The organism is Bradyrhizobium sp. 139, assembly GCF_023074175.1.
In the GTDB taxonomy this organism is placed as follows: domain Bacteria; phylum Pseudomonadota; class Alphaproteobacteria; order Rhizobiales; family Xanthobacteraceae; genus Bradyrhizobium.
This window is the reverse complement of sequence record NZ_JADPKS010000024.1, coordinates 94,648-111,063: the sequence shown is the minus strand read 5'-3', so window position 1 is coordinate 111,063 and position 16,416 is coordinate 94,648. Positions and strand designations below refer to the sequence as shown.

Below are 16,416 nucleotides of genomic sequence, written 5' to 3'. Positions count from 1 at the left end.
AGACCAGACATCTGGTCGCCGGCCGCGCAAGAAAGTCGGAGTTTCTGATGACCGTTTCCGCCACGAGTTCTGCTTCGACTGCGACGACGACGTCGTCGTCGTCGAGCACGTCGTCCAATTCGACGCTGACGTCCAGCGATTTCCTGAGCCTGCTCGTCAGCGAGCTCCAGAACCAGAATCCGCTGGATGCGACCTCGACCACCGACCTGGTCAATCAGCTTACCTCCTACGCCAATTTCACCTCCCAGCAGTCGATCAATTCCAACCTCAATTCGCTCGCGGGCTCGTTTTCGAGCCTCGTGACGCTCAACTCGGTCAACTATATCGGCCACACCGTCGAGGCGAAGACCGACACCTCGACGCTGAGCAACGGCTCGGCGACGTTCGGCTACTCGCTCTCCTCGGCCGCCTCGAACGTCTCGATCAGCGTCAAAGACTCCTCGGGCTCAACGGTGTGGACCGGCACCGGGAGCGGCAATGCCGGATCGAACAGCTTTACCTGGGACGGCAAGGACTCCAGCGCCAATCAGCTCACCGATGGCGGCCAGTACACGATCTCGGTGACCGCGACGGATTCCACCGGCAATTCGGTCCTCAACTACACGACCGTTACCGGCACGGTGACCGGCATCGACACCTCGACCTCCACACCGTCGCTCACCGTCAACGGCGTTTCCGTCAGCGCCGCCAACATCATCGGCGTCACGTCCTGATCACTTCCGGAGTTCTATCATGAGTCTCAGCGGTGCATTGTCCTCGGCGATCTCCGCGCTCAGCGCGCAGAGCCAGTCCCTGTCGATGATCAGCGATAACATCGCCAACTCCGACACGACCGCCTACAAGACGACAAGCGGGATGTTCGACGCGCTCGTCACGGCGTCGAGCAATGCAACCTCCTATGCCTCGGGCGGCGTCACCGTCTCCGGCCGGGCCAACATCACCCAGCAGGGCCTGCTGGCCGCGACCTCCAACGCCACCGACGTCGCGATCCAGGGGTCTGGCTTCTTCGCGGTGACCAACGCAACCTCGGGCGGCACTGTCTCCTATACCCGCAACGGTGCCTTCACGACCGACAATGCCGGCTATCTCGAGAACAACGGCTATTACCTGGAGGGGTGGCGCACCGACGCCGACGGCAATGTCGTCGGCAGCGAGTCGGCGAGCAATCTCGAGGCGATCAACACCCAGGTCGCCTCGACCAGCGGAAGTGCCACCACCAAGACGACGATCGCGGCCAACTTGCCGTCGGATGCGGCGACCGGCGACACCTATACCAGTTCGATGACCGTCTACGATTCGCTTGGCGCCGCGAATTCGATGCAGATCACCTGGAGCAAGACCGGCACCAACACCTGGAGTGCGAGTTTTGCAAATCCGACGTCGGCTTCGGACACGACGACCGCGACGGGCACCGCTTCGGGCACGATCGACATCACCTTCAACAGCGACGGCTCGCTGGCGAGCACCAGCCCGGATCCGGCGACCGTCTCGATCACGGGCTGGACCGACGGCGCGGCCGACGGCACCATCACCATGGATCTCGGCACCGCCGGCAAGACCGACGGGCTGACGCAATACGCCTCCGGCGAGACGACGCCGTCCGTCAACGTCACCAGCATCGATTCGGATGGCCTGTCCTACGGCAAGCTGTCCAGCATCTCGATCGGCAAGAACGGCGTGGTCGACGCCACCTACTCCAACGGTCAGACGATCGCGATCTACAAGATCGCGGTGGCGACCTTCGCCGCTCCCGACGGCCTGTCTGTCTCTAGCGACGGGATCTACTCGGCGACCGTGACGTCGGGCAACGCCTCGTTGCAGGGCTCCGGCGAGAATGGCGCAGGCACGATCTACGGCAGCGAGCTGGAATCCTCGACCACCGACACCAGCAGCCAGTTCTCCAACATGATCTCGGCGCAGCAGGCTTATTCCGCGGCCTCGCAGGTCATCTCGACCGTCAACAAGATGTACGACACGCTGATCTCGGCGATGAGGTGAGCGATGCATAGCGAAAAGGCGAGCGCTGCCGGAGAGGCGCTGCTGCGCAGACTACGTCGGCTGGTGGCGCGGGCCGCGACCGTCAAGGGCGGCGAGCGCAGGCAGTTGCTTGCACTGATCGACGACGTTCAGACGACCCGCCGCGGCTTGTTGAAGGAATGCGCGGAGGTCGAGGGCCAGATGAGGCAGGCAACCGTCAGGGCGACCGCGATCGGCGCATATTTGCGCAACTCGCAGGCCGGCCGCGGCAAACGGCACAATTAGAAAAAGGCGATGACCATGACTGTAGCCCAAGCCAAGAGCCAAGCGGCGAGCCAAGCCACCAGGGTGAACGCCGCAAATGGCGATGCCCGGATCAGGTCGCTGATCGTGCTGATCGAGACGCTGACCGCGCTGGTCGCGGAGGAGAATGCGGAGCTCGCCAAGGGCCTGCCGGCGTCGCGCCTGAAGCAGGTCGACGAGAAGAACCGGCTGGCGGAGGTTTTCGAACGGACCGTTGCCGAATGCGCGGCGGGGACGACCAGCCTGAACGTAGGGGACAGGATCCTGCGCGAGCAGCTCATGGAACGGATCCTGAAGCTGCGCGGGGCGATGGACGAGAATCTGGCGCGGCTGCGCGCAGCGATCGAGGCCAGCAACCGCCGGATCGATGCCGTCATGCAGGCGATCCGCGAACAGATCGCGGCGGTGTCGCCCTATGGCGCCTCCGGCCGCGTTGCCGCTCGCGCGGTCTCCAGCGGCACCAGCCGCAGCGCCTGACCCGCAAGGAACCCGCCGTGTCACTCGATATCGCACGATCAATCGCCTTCAGCGGTCTGTCGGCCACGTCGGTGCAGATCAGCGTGACCTCGTCGAACATCTCGAACGCCGACACGACGGGCTATACGACGAAGACTGCGAACCAGTCGAGCAGCGTTACCAATGGCGCCGGCACCGGCGTCACGGTGACGGGCATCACCTCGACGGTCGACAAGCTGCTGTTGAAGTCGCTGATCTCGGCGACCTCCGATCTCGGCTCGGCCGACACCACGAATACCTATCTGACGTCGCTCGAAAAGCTCTACGGATCGACCAGCAGCACGGACGATGCGTCGATCGGAACCTCGCTCGCCAACAGCATTGCCTCGCTGGAATCGGCGCTGTCGTCGCTGGCGAGTACGCCGAGCAGCGCCTCGCTGCAATCCAACGTCATCAGCGCGCTCGACGACGTCGCCAGTCAGTTGCGGGAGACGTCGAGCGGCATCCAGAAGCTCCGCGCCGACGCCGATCAGCATATCGCGTCTTCGATCGACGACGTCAACACGGACTTGCGGCAGATCGCGGATCTGAACGCCCAGATCAAGCAGACGGCAGCGACCGGCCAGTCGACCGCGGACCTGGAAGACCAGCGCAACACGGCGCTCCAGGACGTCGCTTCCCAGATGAACATCAGCTATTTCACGGCGTCGAACGGCGATCTCCAGATCTACACCACATCTGGTCAGGCGCTGCTCGACAGCAGCGCGCATACGATCAGCTACACTGCCGCGTCGAATGTGACCTCATCGACGACTTACACCGCAGGTTCTTCGTCGAGTGGCTTCAGCGCGGTCACGGTGAATGGCGTCGACATCACCTCGCAGATCACCGGCGGCGATATCGGCGCGCTAATTGCGCTCCGTGACAAGACCCTGCCGGCGGCGCAGTCGCAACTCGACCAGCTCGCGCAGCAGCTTGCGTCGGCGATGAACAGCGTCTCGAACAGCGCTTCCGCGGTGCCGGCACCGACGAGCCTCACCGGCACGACCAGCATCACCAGCAGCACGGCGCTCTCCGCCACCGGAACGGTGCGCCTTGCGGTCACCGACCAGAGCGGCAATCTGGTCTCTTATGGCGATCTCGATCTGTCGTCCTATTCGACGGTCGGCGATCTCGTCACCGCGATCAACGGCATCTCCGGACTGTCGGCCTCAGTCGATTCGGCCGGCCATCTCTCAATTGCGGCGACCGGCTCGGGCAATGGCGTTGCCATCAACGAGATGACGAGCTCGATGGGGAGTTCGAGTGAAGGATTTTCGGATTATTTTGGCCTCAACGATCTCGTGACCGGAACGAGTGCGGCGGATATCGCCGTCAACAGCAAGATCCTGTCCGGAACGAACGAGCTTCAGCTCGCGACGCTGGACTCCTCGCCGAGCCTGACGCTTGGTAGCTCGGTGCTGTCGTCGGGGTCTGCCACCCTCGTCAATGCCTTCTACGACGCTTTGACGGACTCCCGGACATTTTCCTCCACCGGCGGGCTCGCCGCTACCACCGGCTCCTTTGCCGATTATGCATCGAGCATCGTGTCCGACGTCGCGAGCAAATCCTCGCAGGCGTCCGCCAACTACACCGCCAAGGAGACCGCGCAGTCGACCTATGCGAGCTCGCTGTCGTCGCAATCGGGCGTCAACCTCGACGAGGAATCCGCCAAGCTCAGTACGCTCCAGAATAAATATTCGGCGGCTTCCGCGCTGATCCAGGCCATCAACTCCATGTACTCGGCGCTGCTCACCGCCGTGCAGTCGACGTAAGAGGGGATGCGCCATGGTCGCGATGCGTGTGGCCACATTCGCCCAGTCGAACAAGATGATCGCCGACGCCATGCGGGTGGAGTCGGTCATGGCCAACAAGCAGATCCAGGAATCCTCGGGCGTCATCTCGACCGATTTCGGAGGCTATGGCGCGGACGCGCAGCATGTCGTCAATCTCCAGGTTTCGGTGACGCGCGCGCAATCCTATATCGATGCCGCCACGCTCGCCGACAGCAAGGTCCAGGTGATGTATTCGGCCGTCGGCTCGATGACCGACATCCTCACCCAGCTCCGTTCCCAGCTCAGCGCCGCCTCGACCGGGAGCTCGACCGAGACGAACTCGGTGATCGGTTCGGCCCAGCAGTTGCTGGAGGAGATGGGTTCGCTCATGAACACGCAATATGACGGGCAGTATGTCTTTGCCGGCGGCAAGACGGACACGGCGCCGATCGATCTCGCGAACTTTTCGTCCGGCACCGGCTCCACCACGACAGCAGACACCAGCTACTATAATGGCGACGACGAGATCGCCTCGGTGCGCGTCGCTGCCGACGAGACCGTGTCCTACGGCGTCACAGCCGACAATTCGGCGTTCGAGGAGGTGATGCGCGTCCTGAAGTTCGTGGCCAACAGCACTTCGCTGTCGTCCTCCGACATCTCCAGCGCGCTCGATCTCGCCAGCACGGCGCTCGACGACACTGCGGCGGTGCAGGCCAAGCTGTCGAATGCGGCGTCGTCGATCGAGACGGCGAGCGCCCGCCAGACCGATTACAAGAGCTATGCCGAGACGCTCTCGAACGACCTCACCAGCGTCGACGTCGCCGCGATCACGGCGCAGCTCTCGACCTACCAGGCGCAGCTCACCGCATCTTATTCGGCGCTCGGCAAGATCCTGAGCCTCAATCTCGCGAGCTATCTGAAATAGGCCGGCCTATTCGGCGGCAATCTGCTCCATCGCCATGGCGCGGAGCCTGGCGCGCTGGATTTTGACGCCATTGGCGCTGTCGGTGACGGGGAACGCGTCGACGATATAGATCCGAGCCGGGATCTTGTAGCCGGCCAAGCGCTCGCGCAGGCGCGCGACCAGCGCCTCCGGCCGAGGCGGCGCTTCGGCCGGGATCACGAAAGCGACGCAGCGCGCGTTCCCTTTCATATCGACCGCGACGACTTGGGCATCGGCAACGCCAGCGCAGGATTTGAGCTCATCCTCGATCTCGCCGGGCGCAACCAGGAAGCCGCCGAGCCGCATCGCATCGCCCGCACGGGTCTCGTAGACGAAGGCGCCGTCGCCGTGCAGCCGGCCGATATCGCCGGTGCGGAAGAAGCCGTCCGCGGTGATCGCATCGCGCGTCGCTTCGGGGTTGTTGAAATAGCCGAGGAAGCGCGAGGGCGCGCTGATCTCGAGCTCGCCGGAGACGCCCTGCTGGAACGCGGCGAAGCCGCAGACGTCGAGATGCGGGAATGGCCGTGGCGTATCGGCGAGCGCGAGGATGCGGCGGAACATCTCGTCGGAGCCGAAGGCGTGCGTGATCTTGTGTCCGCCGAGGAGCTGCAACGCCGGGCCCGCCTCGAAAGCATCGAGCACATGTATGGTCGCGCCTGCGGCGATGAACCCGAGCAGACTTGTCATGCCGAAGGTGCCGCAGAACGGCAGCATGGCCAACAATGAATGGCGCTCGGGCGAGAGCTGGAGCGCCGTGGCGACGCAAACGGCATGGGTTGCTAACGTCCGCTGTGAATGCGCGACGAGCTTCGGCCCCTTGGTCGTGCCTGATGTCGTGTAGAGCAGCACCGGCAGATCGACATCGTCCTGAAGCGGCGGAGCCGGTGGATAAGACCGGTCGAAGGCATCGAAGCGCACACAGGGCCAGTGCGCGGGGATCGCATCCCCGCCGACCACCGCGAGCCTTTGCAGCGCAGGCACTTCGTCCTTGGTGACATCGGCGAGGATGGCTGCAAAGTCGATCGAGCGGAACGCGGCCTCGACCACCATCAGCTTCGCGCCGGCCACCTTGAGCAGGTGCGCGACTTCCGCGCTGCGGTAGCGCGTGTTGACGGCAGCGACGATTGCACCACAGCGGGCGGCGGCGAACAGCAGCGCGATCCATTCAATTCGGTTGACCAGCCAGACTGCGACCACGTCGCCCTTGCCGACGCCTTGGGCAGCGAGCCAGGCGGCGGTCTGCTCGACCTTGGCTGAGAATGCCGCGTGCGAGACCGGCATGCCGTCGAATACGAAAGGGGGATTCGCGGCGGGCTCGGTGCCGATTAGCGATTGCAGCGAAAATTGGCTGGCGCTCATGGCAACCGGACTAACCCGATCGGGCAAACCTGTCTACTTGGTGCCGAACATCCGGTCGCCAGCGTCGCCCAGGCCCGGCACGATGTAGCCGTGGTCGTTGAGCCGCTCGTCGATCGCGGCGGTCCAGACCGGCACATCGGGATGCTCGCTCTGGAACTGCGCGATGCCCTCGGGCGCGGCCAGAAGGCAGACGAAGCGGATGTCGCGGGCGCCGCGCGCCTTGAGCAGGGAGGCGCCGGCGCAGGCCGAGTTGCCGGTCGCCAGCATCGGGTCCATCAGAATCACGGTGCGGTCCGACAGGTCCTGCGGCGCCTTGAAGTAATATTCCACGGCCTGCAATGTCTCGGGGTCGCGGTAGAGCCCGATATGGGCGATGCGCGCCGAGGGCATCAGCGCCAGCATGCCGTCGAGAAAGCCGACGCCCGCGCGCAGGATCGGCGCCAGCGTGAGCTTCTTGCCGGCGATTTTCGGCGCCCGCATCGGCGAGATCGGCGTCTCGATGTCCACCAGCTCCAGCGGCAGATCGCGCGTCACCTCGTAACAGAGCAGCATCCCGATCTCGTTCAGGATCTCGCGAAAACTCTTGGTCGAGCGGTCCTTCTCCCGCATCAGCGAGAGCTTGTGCTGGACCAGGGGATGGGCGACGACGTTGACGTTGCTGGTGCTCATGAAACCGCTCTACACGGTTCCGTGAAATTGCGCCAGATCGACCGGGTTTTTTCCGCGGGATACGCGGCCTCGGGCATCGCAACCGCGCTGCGCGTCCGGCTCCTCGCCTCGTGGGCAGCCATGGTCAATTCACGGTCGATCGCGGTGCGGAAGCTTTAGACCCCGAGCCCGCGCGCAAGGAGTGTGATCACGAGCGTCAGGATGGCGCCCCAGATCAGGCTTAGTGTCATCGTCAGGATGGTCGTGGCGACCGCCTGCTCCAGATTTCCCTTGAGGAGTTGCATGCTACTTGTCCGGGGTGGGCGTGGCGCCCACGCACATGCCGAGCAGCAATGCAGCCATCAACGCAACCAGGATGGCGACCTTGAGCTCGATCATGTCCGCAGCCTTGCCGCCACGCGTGCAAGGAGCTGTCTGGTTGCCGCCGCCATGATCAGGGGATTGCCGCGGTTCTCGATGTCGAGCTCGAAAGTCTCGGCGGGAAACACCAGCGCGCACCGTGTCGGCCGGCTCTGCCGGTTGGCGAAATCGACCGCGGAGCTCCTGAACAGGAACAGACCGCCGACGCGTCCGTTCGCCTCGCGCGCGACCCAGAGCCCGGCGCCGTTGCGTCCGATGAAGAACGCGGGAATGGCGGCACTGACGACATCCGGATCGAGCGGCCTGAGTACGGTCGCCTGCGTCTGCCTGCTCTCAGGCCGGCGACGGGTAGCCTGAAGGGCGATCGCGGCCATGGCGGCCTCTTCACACATCTGCAAGGTCATGATGGTCTCCCATGCCGTTCAGGCGTGGAGGTGCCAGACATAGATCGCGGTCTTCAGCGCGATCAGCGCGGTGAGCACGCTGCCCATCGAGAGCACGGCCAGAGCGCGGAGCGCGATGCGCTTGAGTTGGGCCTTGCGCGCCGTTGACAGTCGCGCCGGGCGTTCGGCCCCATCGAAGGGCCGGTCAAAGCCATGTGTCAGGATCGACATTCTGGAAGTCCTTGTCAGTGGCGCGGCGAGACGGCCGCTCCAATCTGCCGCTTATGATGTCGATCGCTGCGTAGGATTGCGAGATGAGCGCAGACGCGCGCGTATAGGAAAGTCATAAAGACGCCGACCTACGCGCCGGAAGCCCTCTGAAGAGGTCGGGGTTCCGCTTCGGCCGGGCGGCCTGAGACGGCGCAGGATCCGAATGCGCCTGCCCAATCGCCGCGGCAAAGGCCAGCCGCAGCCGTGGTTCCTCGATCTGCTTGCAGAAGCAATCCAGGATCGCGTCCGCGTCTTGTCGCTGCCCGCTGATGGCCGCGCAGAGTTGCGAGCTGGTCCGCCGGAAGAAGTGGAGAGAGTCCCCGCCGTCACGCTGGTCGCCGGAACGATCGAGCTCCGCTGCGAGCGCCACAAGATTGAGCCTGTCGGACTCATCCATCGTCACGGCAAAGCGCAACAGCGCCAACTGCCAGGCGCGGAGCAGCCTGTGAGATTCTTTGACTGATTGCAGCATGAGATAACCGGATGCCCCGCGACCCCTCAGGCGCCAATGCTGTCGATCAGCTCCTCGTCGGCGATCGCGGCGAATGCTCGTACCACCTCTCTCTGCGCGGCCGCGTCCAGCGGCACGATCGGCAACCGTGTGCCTGCCGACATCAGGCCAAGCACGCTGAGTGCATATTTGAGCGCCGCCGGGCTCTCCCGGGAGAGGCAAGCGATCAGCGGGATCACCCGTTTGTGCAAATAGCGGGCGGATTGCAGGCGGCCCTGCCTGACCTGTGAGAAGATCGTGCGGCAGAGATCCGGCGCGATGTTGGCGACCTCCGAGATCGCGCCGTCACCACCGCTCGCGATGAAGCCGAACGCAGTGCTGTCGTCGCCGGCCAGAAAGCGAAAGCCGGCCGACAGGTGCCGGGACAGGCGCATCGGGCGGGTGATGTCACCGCTTCCATCGCGCAGGCCCACGAACTGGCGGGATTCGACGAGGCGCAGAAGCGTCTCGTCGGCGAGCGGGCGCAGCGTGCGGGAAGGGATATCGTGCAGGATCACGGGCAATCCGATCGAACCGGCGATGGCCCGGAAATGCGCAAGCATTCCCTCCTGCATGGGCTTGTTGTAGGCGGGCACCACCGCCATGACGGCATCGGCGCCGGCGGCTTCCGCGCGCCGTGCGAGCGCGACGGCATGGCTTGTTCCATTCGACACCGCGCCAGCGATGATCCGCACGCGGCCGCGGGCGACGTCGACCGCGGTTCGAATGATCAGCTCCTGCTCGGCCGGCGAAAGTGTTGGTGCCTCGCCGGCGGTCTCGCAGACCACGATCGCGGGAACGCCCGCGCCGATCTGGCGCTCGCAGAGTGCGGCGAACGCCCCAAGATCGACCGCGTCCGCCGCATCGAACGGCGTCGGCAGATCGGGAATGAAGCCCGTGAACCAGGCTGAGGGTGGAATGAACATGGTCGTTGGCAGAGCGGGTGAGTCAGGCGGCGCGCTTGGGAGCTGCGGCATCTAGCCTCTTGCCCATGTCGAGCTCGATCTCGCGCGGCAACTCGACGATGGTTTCGGGATGCTGGCCGTTTTCGAACAGCGCATATTTGATCGCCTGCGTGCGGCTGACGAACAGGCCGCCATAGAGGCCGTTCTGTTCCTGGGCGACCCATTGTCCCCTGTGGTTGCGGCCGATGAGGACGATGGTCGAGGGCGAGCTGCACGAGGGAGGTTCGACGAATTTCACGGGTGTACTCCTTCCGATTGATGCGGACGGCGGGCGCATGTCCCGCAACCGTCCGATCAATATCGCTTCAAGCAGATATGATTTCGAGTGAGGCTGTGCGGCGATCTCATAGGCGCGCTATAAAGGCCAGCGTTCAGGTCAGCTCATTGACGACGTGGACCAGGGCGAACAGCGCGCCGAATGCAGCGCACTCGTCCCAATGATTGAGGACGGCGCCGAACAGCGGCTCGCGCCTGAGGAGGGCAACACGGACGGCAAAGCGTGCGATCACCCGTGTCGGGCTCAGGGCCCGCGATATGTCCGAAGATTGCGGCAAGGCAGAACCTGTCCGGCGGACTAGCTGAAATTCTCGCAGCCGACCGGCTCATAGAGCGGGTCCGGGGCGGGGCGCACAGTGGGAACGCTTGGACGCGACACCTCCAGGGCCAGGGCCTGGACCTCGATGAAGGCCGAGAGCAAAGCGATTGCCAGATCAGCGTGGCTCGCTTCGACTGCGGTATCCAGCCAATCGGGCAATTCCCGTTCGCGCGAGAGCGCGCAATGCCATTCACCCTCGTCATAGGCGATGCGGCGGACCTGCCACAGCGGCAGCTCCAGCTCCATCAGCGCCAGCGCGGCATCGGCCCAGGCCTCGGCATCGATCAGGCGCATGACGCGTGCGGAGCGTTCGCCTTGTCCGAGCGAAGGGAAGCGGCGGCAGGCGTGCTCGATGATGTCAAGCATCAACGGACGCGTCGTCGCCTGCGCATTGCGCAAGCGGTCGCTGAGTGAGGGCGGATCGTAGCGTCGGAGTGCGGCGGTCATGTCAGGCCTCCTGGAATTGGCGTCGGTCAGTCGGCCGGCCTCTCCAAGATGGCTGGAAGGGCATTTGAAAACGAGGTGGGGACGGGGCGGGAGATATAGGGATTTCATAAACGCACGGATGCCGCCGGGTCCGGGATTTGGGCAGCGTCCGTTTTCGACTGCGAAAAGCGGACAATTATAGAAGCAGGCTTTTTGAAAAGACCTCGGCCACAGTCCGACGTAACAATCGGCAGTGATGGTGACGGTAGATCGCTGCCGCTGCGCCGCTGGTCCGGCGCGACCGCTTGGAATGCGCTGTCAGGGTCGTATGGCCGCCGGTCCGGACGTACCCCGTCTTTATGAGATTCCTATAACTTCGCCATAGGCGTCATCTCGAAAACCTATGTACACGGTGGCACTTCAGCACGGTGAAAGTTCGGGCCGGTCGCCGGGAGATTTGCGTTGCATTCGCGCGCAGCAGTCGGGCCGCCAGGATCCAGAGACAGGCTTCGCCGGATATCGTCTCGTAATGAGGAGTATTGCCATGATGGACCTTCTGATGCTGGCGCTGGGCTTCGGCTTCTTTGCCGTTGCGATCGGCTACACCTACGCCTGCGAACGGCTGTGAGGGAGCGGATCATGATTTTCGATTATGCGCTCGCCGGTGCCGTCTCGTTCGGTCTCCTGTTCTACCTCACCTACGCGCTGCTCCGGCCCGAGCGGTTTTGAGCCGTGCTGCTGCTTGTCGAATTGCTGCTGGCGGGCGCCGCGCTCGTCGCCTGCCTGCTGACGGTGCTCCTGCCGCTGTTGCGCCGGACACAAAGCCTGAAGGGTTGATTCCATGACTGTGATCGGTTGGTTCCAGATCATTCTTTTCTGTGCGATCATCATCGCGCTGACCAGGCCGCTCGGCTGGTACATGACGCGCGTCTTCAACGGCGAGCGGACCTTCCTGTCGCCGGTGCTGCGGCCGATCGAGGCCGGGATCTACTGGCTCTCCGGCGTCGACGAGAAGCGCGAGCAGCATTGGCTGACCTATACGGTCGCCATGCTGCTGTTCCATGTCGGCGGCTTCCTCGTCATTTACGGCGTGATGCGGCTTCAGGCGATACTGCCGTTCAACCCGGCCGGGCAATCGGCCGCCGCGGAGGACCTCTCCTTCAATACCGCCATCTCCTTCATCACCAACACCAACTGGCAGAATTACGGCGGCGAGAGCACACTATCCTATCTCGTGCAGATGCTCGGCCTGACGCACCAGAATTTCCTGTCGGCGGCAACCGGCATTGCGCTGGCGGTGGCCCTGATCCGCGGCTTCTCGCGCGCCTCGATGCGCACGGTCGGAAACTTCTGGGTCGACGTCACCCGCTGTACGCTCTACGTGCTGCTGCCGATCTGTGTCGTGTACTGTCTGTTCCTGGTCTCGCAGGGCATGCCGCAGACGCTTGGCGGCTATGTTGAAGCGACGACGCTCGAAGGTGCCAAGCAGACCATCGCGGTCGGTCCCGTCGCCTCACAGGTCGCGATCAAGATGCTGGGCACCAATGGCGGCGGCTTCTTCAATGCCAACGCCGCGCATCCCTTCGAGAATCCGACCGCGCTGTCGAACTTCGTGCAGATGCTGTCGATCTTCACGTTGGGCGCCGCGCTGACCAACGTATTTGGCCGCATGGTCGGCAACCAGCGCCAGGGCTGGGCGATCCTGTCGGTGATGGGCGTGCTGTTCGTCGCCGGCGTCGCCGTCACCTATTGGGCGGAAGCCAGCGGCACCTCCACCATGCACACGCTCGGCCTGACCGGCGGCAACATGGAGGGCAAGGAGGTTCGCTTCGGCATCGTCGCGTCCTCGCTGTTCGCCGTGATCACGACGGCGGCGTCCTGCGGCGCGGTCAATGCCATGCATGACAGCTTCACCGCGCTCGGCGGCATGATCCCGCTGATCAACATGCAACTCGGCGAGATCATCATCGGCGGCGTCGGCGCCGGCCTCTACGGCATGCTGCTGTTCGTCGTGCTCGCGATCTTCGTGGCGGGCCTGATGGTCGGCCGCACGCCGGAATATGTCGGCAAGAAGATCGAGGCGCGCGAGGTCAAGATGGCGATGCTCGCGATCCTGGTGCTGCCGCTGATGTATCTCGGCTGGACCGCGGTCGGCGTGGTCTATCCGACGGCTGTTGCCTCGATGGCGAATGCCGGCCCGCACGGCTTCTCGGAGGTGCTCTATGCCTTCACGTCGCAGACGGCCAATAACGGCTCGGCCTTCGCCGGCCTCACCGGCAACATCCCCTTCTACAACCTCACCGGTGCGTCCGCGATGTTCGTCGGACGCTTCTTCATGATCATTCCGGCGATGGCGATTGCGGGCTCGCTGGCCGCCAAGAAATCCATTCCGCCCTCGGCGGGCACGTTCCCGACCACGGGCGGGCTGTTCGTCGGTCTCGTCGTCGGCGTGATCCTGATCATCGGCGGCCTGACCTTCTTCCCGGCGCTTGCGCTCGGCCCGATCGTCGAGCACCTCGCGATGAACGCCGGCCAAATCTTCTGAACAGCAAGTGTTCTGATCGACAGCCCTCTGATTGTTTGGAGTGACCGTCATGGAAACCATGAAACTGCAAAAACGCGCGTCCGTCTCGGCGATGCTCGAGCCCAGGATCGTCGTGCCCGCGATCCGCGCGTCCTTCGCCAAGCTCGATCCGCGGCTGATGGTCAAAAACCCCGTGATGTTCGTGGTCGAGATCGTGGCCGCGCTCACCACCGTGATTTTTCTGCGCGATGTTCTCACGGGAGGTGCTGGCCTGGGCTTCACCTTCCAGATCATCCTCTGGCTCTGGTTCACGGTGCTGTTCGCCAATTTCGCTGAAGCGGTGGCCGAAGGCCGCGGCAAGGCCCAGGCCGACTCGCTGCGCAAGACCCGTACCGAGAGCCAGGCCAAGCTACTGACCGGGGCCGGCCCGGCCTTCAGGCTCGTGCCGGGCACCAGCCTGAAGGTCGGCGACATCGTGCTGGTCGAGGCGGGAGATACCATCCCCTCCGACGGCGAGGTGATCGAGGGCGTGGCTTCCGTCAACGAAGCCGCCATCACCGGTGAATCCGCGCCCGTGATCCGCGAGTCCGGCGGCGACCGTTCGGCGGTGACCGGCGGCACGCAGGTGCTGTCCGACTGGGTCCGCGTCCGTATCACGGCCGCCCAAGGCTCAACCTTCATCGACCGCATGATCAAGCTGGTCGAGGGCGCCGAGCGGGCGAAGACGCCAAACGAGATCGCGCTCAACATCCTGCTCGCCGGCCTCACCATCATCTTCGTGTTCGCCACCGTCACCATTCCGAGCTATGCGGCCTATGCCGGCGGCTCGATCTCGGTGGTCGTGCTGGTCGCGCTGTTCGTGACCCTGATCCCGACCACGATCGGCGCGCTGTTGTCGGCGATCGGCATCGCCGGCATGGATCGGCTGGTGCGCTTCAACGTGCTGGCGATGTCGGGCCGCGCGGTCGAGGCTGCCGGCGACGTCGACACGCTGCTGCTCGACAAGACCGGCACGATCACGCTCGGCAACCGCCAGGCGACTGCGTTCCGTCCCGTGCGCGGCGTCGCCGAGCAGGAGCTCGCCGATGCAGCCCAGCTCGCCTCGCTCGCCGACGAGACCCCGGAAGGGCGCTCCATCGTCGTGCTGGCCAAGGAGAAGTACGGCATCCGCGGCCGCGATATGGCCGAACTTGGTGCGACGTTCATCCCGTTCACCGCGCAGACCCGCATGAGCGGCGTCGATGCCGGCGGCTCCTCGGTGCGCAAGGGCGCGGTCGATGCCATGCTCAACTATGTCGGCGGCGGCGCGCCGCTGGCGGTAGCCTCAGGCAACACGGCGCGCGCCATCCAGCCCGCCGGGCTGTCGGAGGTCGGCCGTGAGGTCCAGACCATTGCAGATGAGATCGCCAAGGCCGGCGGTACGCCGCTTGCGGTAGCAAGGGACGGCAAGCTGCTCGGAGTCATCCAGCTCAAGGACATCATCAAGGGCGGCATCCGTGAGCGCTTTGCCGAGCTGCGCCGCATGGGCATTCGCACCATCATGATCACCGGCGACAACCCGATGACGGCTGCGGCGATTGCGGCGGAGGCGGGCGTTGATGATTTCCTCGCGCAGGCGACCCCCGAGGACAAGCTCAAGCTGATCCGCGACGAGCAGGCCAGGGGCAAGCTGGTTGCGATGTGCGGCGACGGCACCAACGACGCGCCGGCGCTCGCGCAGGCCGACGTCGGGGTCGCCATGAACACCGGCACTCAGGCCGCCCGCGAGGCCGGCAACATGGTCGATCTCGATTCCAATCCGACCAAGCTGATCGAGGTGGTCGAGATCGGCAAGCAGCTGCTGATGACGCGCGGTGCGCTGACGACGTTCTCGATCGCCAACGACGTTGCAAAGTATTTTGCAATCATTCCGGCGATGTTCCTGGCGTTCTACCCCCAGCTCAACGTGCTCAACGTCATGAGCCTGTCGAGCCCGCAAAGCGCCATCCTGTCGGCGATCATCTTCAACGCGCTGATCATCATCGCCTTGATCCCGCTGGCGCTGAAGGGCGTCGCGTATCGTGCGGTGGGTGCCGGCGCGCTGCTCCGTCGCAACCTCTTGATCTACGGCCTCGGCGGCATCGTCATTCCCTTCATCGGCATCAAGGCGATCGACCTCGTCGTGGTTGCCTTGCACCTGGCTTGATCGTCGTCGCGTGGCGCGCAGCGCGCGCCTCGCGCAATGACGAAGACATTGGAGACGTAACATGCTCAGAGAAATCCGCCCCGCCATCGTTCTCTTGCTGGTGCTCACCGCCATCACCGGCCTGGCCTATCCGCTCGCGATGACCGCTATTGCCGGCGCGATCTTTCCCGCGCAGGCGCAGGGCAGCCTGATCGAGCGCGGCGGCAAGGTGGTCGGCTCCGCCCTGATCGGGCAGGAGTTCAAGGACGACAAATACTTCCACGGACGCCCCTCGGCGACGCTCGCGCCGGATCCGAATGATTCGACCAAGATGGTGCCAGCACCCTACAACGCGGCCAACTCGGGCGGCTCCAACCTCGGCCCGACCAGCAAGGCTCTGGCCGACCGGCTCAAGGAGGACGTGGACAAGCTGAAGGCGGAAAATCCGAACGCCGTAGTGCCGGTCGATTTGGTCACCACCTCGGCCAGCGGCCTCGACCCGGACATCTCGCCGGAAGCGGCGCAATTCCAGGTGCCGCGCGTCGCCAAGGCCCGGAATATGCCGGAGCACACGTTGAAGCAGCTCGTGGCCTCGGCCACGCAAGGCCGTCTGTTAGGCCTGCTTGGCGAACCCCGCGTTAACGTATTGGCGCTGAACCTCGCGCTCGATCGCGTGGCCGCGAAGTAGCGGTCTAGGCTCGCGGCGCCCGGATGATTA

Annotated in this window: 20 protein-coding genes; 10 read left to right on the top strand and 10 right to left on the bottom strand. The window is 64.5% G+C overall.

Annotated elements, in window-relative coordinates; genetic code table 11:
- The first annotated feature begins 47 nt into the window (after positions 1-47).
- From IVA80_RS06855 to IVA80_RS06830, 6 genes are read left to right on the top strand one after another with little or no spacing between them, the layout of a single operon-like run.
- On the top strand, positions 48-713 hold the full coding sequence (locus tag IVA80_RS06855) for a FlgD immunoglobulin-like domain containing protein (protein WP_247427072.1): 666 nt from the start codon (positions 48-50) through the stop codon (positions 711-713).
- Between the two features lie 19 nt (positions 714-732).
- On the top strand, positions 733-1,998 hold the full coding sequence (flgE, locus tag IVA80_RS06850; protein ID WP_247427070.1) for a flagellar hook protein FlgE: 1,266 nt from the start codon (positions 733-735) through the stop codon (positions 1,996-1,998).
- A 3-nt stretch (positions 1,999-2,001) separates the two neighbouring features.
- The gene (locus tag IVA80_RS06845) at positions 2,002-2,262 is read left to right on the top strand and encodes a hypothetical protein (RefSeq protein ID WP_247427067.1); all 261 of its coding nucleotides are present in this window, start codon (positions 2,002-2,004) and stop codon (positions 2,260-2,262) included.
- A 9-nt stretch (positions 2,263-2,271) separates the two neighbouring features.
- Positions 2,272-2,757, top strand: a complete 486-nt coding sequence (locus IVA80_RS06840; protein WP_247427065.1) for a flagellar protein FlgN — start codon at positions 2,272-2,274, stop codon at positions 2,755-2,757.
- Positions 2,758-2,774: 17 nt separating this feature from the next.
- Entirely contained in the window at positions 2,775-4,550 is a 1,776-nt protein-coding gene (gene flgK, locus IVA80_RS06835) for a flagellar hook-associated protein FlgK (protein WP_247427063.1), read from the top strand.
- Positions 4,551-4,563: 13 nt separating this feature from the next.
- Complete coding sequence (locus IVA80_RS06830) at positions 4,564-5,475, top strand: flagellin (protein WP_247427061.1); 912 nt, start codon at positions 4,564-4,566, stop codon at positions 5,473-5,475.
- Between the two features lie 6 nt (positions 5,476-5,481).
- Here the strand turns inward: IVA80_RS06830 and IVA80_RS06825 are convergent, their stop codons facing one another.
- The 10 genes from IVA80_RS06825 to IVA80_RS06785 form a co-directional block, all read right to left on the bottom strand.
- Positions 5,482-6,852, bottom strand: a complete 1,371-nt coding sequence (locus IVA80_RS06825) for an AMP-binding protein (RefSeq protein WP_247427058.1) — start codon at positions 6,850-6,852, stop codon at positions 5,482-5,484.
- Positions 6,853-6,885: 33 nt separating this feature from the next.
- Entirely contained in the window at positions 6,886-7,521 is a 636-nt protein-coding gene (gene upp, locus IVA80_RS06820; protein WP_247427055.1) for a uracil phosphoribosyltransferase, read from the bottom strand.
- Positions 7,522-7,676: 155 nt separating this feature from the next.
- On the bottom strand, positions 7,677-7,805 hold the full coding sequence (locus IVA80_RS38315) for a hypothetical protein (protein WP_256467351.1): 129 nt from the start codon (positions 7,803-7,805) through the stop codon (positions 7,677-7,679).
- 90 nt (positions 7,806-7,895) lie between these two features.
- A complete protein-coding gene (locus IVA80_RS06815) occupies positions 7,896-8,285 on the bottom strand; it encodes a hypothetical protein (protein WP_247427051.1) in 390 nt (129 codons plus the stop codon).
- 18 nt (positions 8,286-8,303) lie between these two features.
- Positions 8,304-8,495, bottom strand: a complete 192-nt coding sequence (locus IVA80_RS06810) for a hypothetical protein (RefSeq protein WP_247427048.1) — start codon at positions 8,493-8,495, stop codon at positions 8,304-8,306.
- A gap of 112 nt (positions 8,496-8,607) precedes the next feature.
- Positions 8,608-9,006: a hypothetical protein gene (locus tag IVA80_RS06805; RefSeq protein WP_247427045.1), complete on the bottom strand. Its 399-nt coding sequence runs from the start codon at positions 9,004-9,006 to the stop codon at positions 8,608-8,610.
- A 26-nt stretch (positions 9,007-9,032) separates the two neighbouring features.
- Positions 9,033-9,950, bottom strand: a complete 918-nt coding sequence (dapA, locus tag IVA80_RS06800) for a 4-hydroxy-tetrahydrodipicolinate synthase (RefSeq protein WP_247427042.1) — start codon at positions 9,948-9,950, stop codon at positions 9,033-9,035.
- A 22-nt stretch (positions 9,951-9,972) separates the two neighbouring features.
- Entirely contained in the window at positions 9,973-10,227 is a 255-nt protein-coding gene (locus IVA80_RS06795) for a hypothetical protein (protein ID WP_247427039.1), read from the bottom strand.
- Positions 10,228-10,360: 133 nt separating this feature from the next.
- Positions 10,361-10,543 (bottom strand): hypothetical protein, encoded by a 183-nt coding sequence (locus IVA80_RS06790; RefSeq protein WP_247427037.1) that lies wholly within the window; start codon positions 10,541-10,543, stop codon positions 10,361-10,363.
- Positions 10,544-10,563: 20 nt separating this feature from the next.
- Positions 10,564-11,031: a hypothetical protein gene (locus tag IVA80_RS06785; RefSeq protein ID WP_247427034.1), complete on the bottom strand. Its 468-nt coding sequence runs from the start codon at positions 11,029-11,031 to the stop codon at positions 10,564-10,566.
- Between the two features lie 618 nt (positions 11,032-11,649).
- Between IVA80_RS06785 and IVA80_RS06780 the strand changes: the two genes are divergently transcribed.
- From IVA80_RS06780 to IVA80_RS06765, 4 genes are all read left to right on the top strand, one after another.
- Positions 11,650-11,739 carry a K(+)-transporting ATPase subunit F gene (locus tag IVA80_RS06780; RefSeq protein WP_038965694.1) on the top strand — a complete coding sequence of 30 codons (90 nt, stop codon included), beginning with the start codon at positions 11,650-11,652 and terminating at the stop codon, positions 11,737-11,739.
- Positions 11,740-11,851: 112 nt separating this feature from the next.
- Positions 11,852-13,555 (top strand): potassium-transporting ATPase subunit KdpA, encoded by a 1,704-nt coding sequence (gene kdpA / locus IVA80_RS06775; protein ID WP_247427030.1) that lies wholly within the window; start codon positions 11,852-11,854, stop codon positions 13,553-13,555.
- A 49-nt stretch (positions 13,556-13,604) separates the two neighbouring features.
- Positions 13,605-15,719 (top strand): potassium-transporting ATPase subunit KdpB, encoded by a 2,115-nt coding sequence (gene kdpB / locus IVA80_RS06770; protein ID WP_247427027.1) that lies wholly within the window; start codon positions 13,605-13,607, stop codon positions 15,717-15,719.
- A gap of 61 nt (positions 15,720-15,780) precedes the next feature.
- The gene (locus IVA80_RS06765) at positions 15,781-16,386 is read left to right on the top strand and encodes a K(+)-transporting ATPase subunit C (RefSeq protein ID WP_247427024.1); all 606 of its coding nucleotides are present in this window, start codon (positions 15,781-15,783) and stop codon (positions 16,384-16,386) included.
- Positions 16,387-16,416 lie beyond the last annotated feature (30 nt).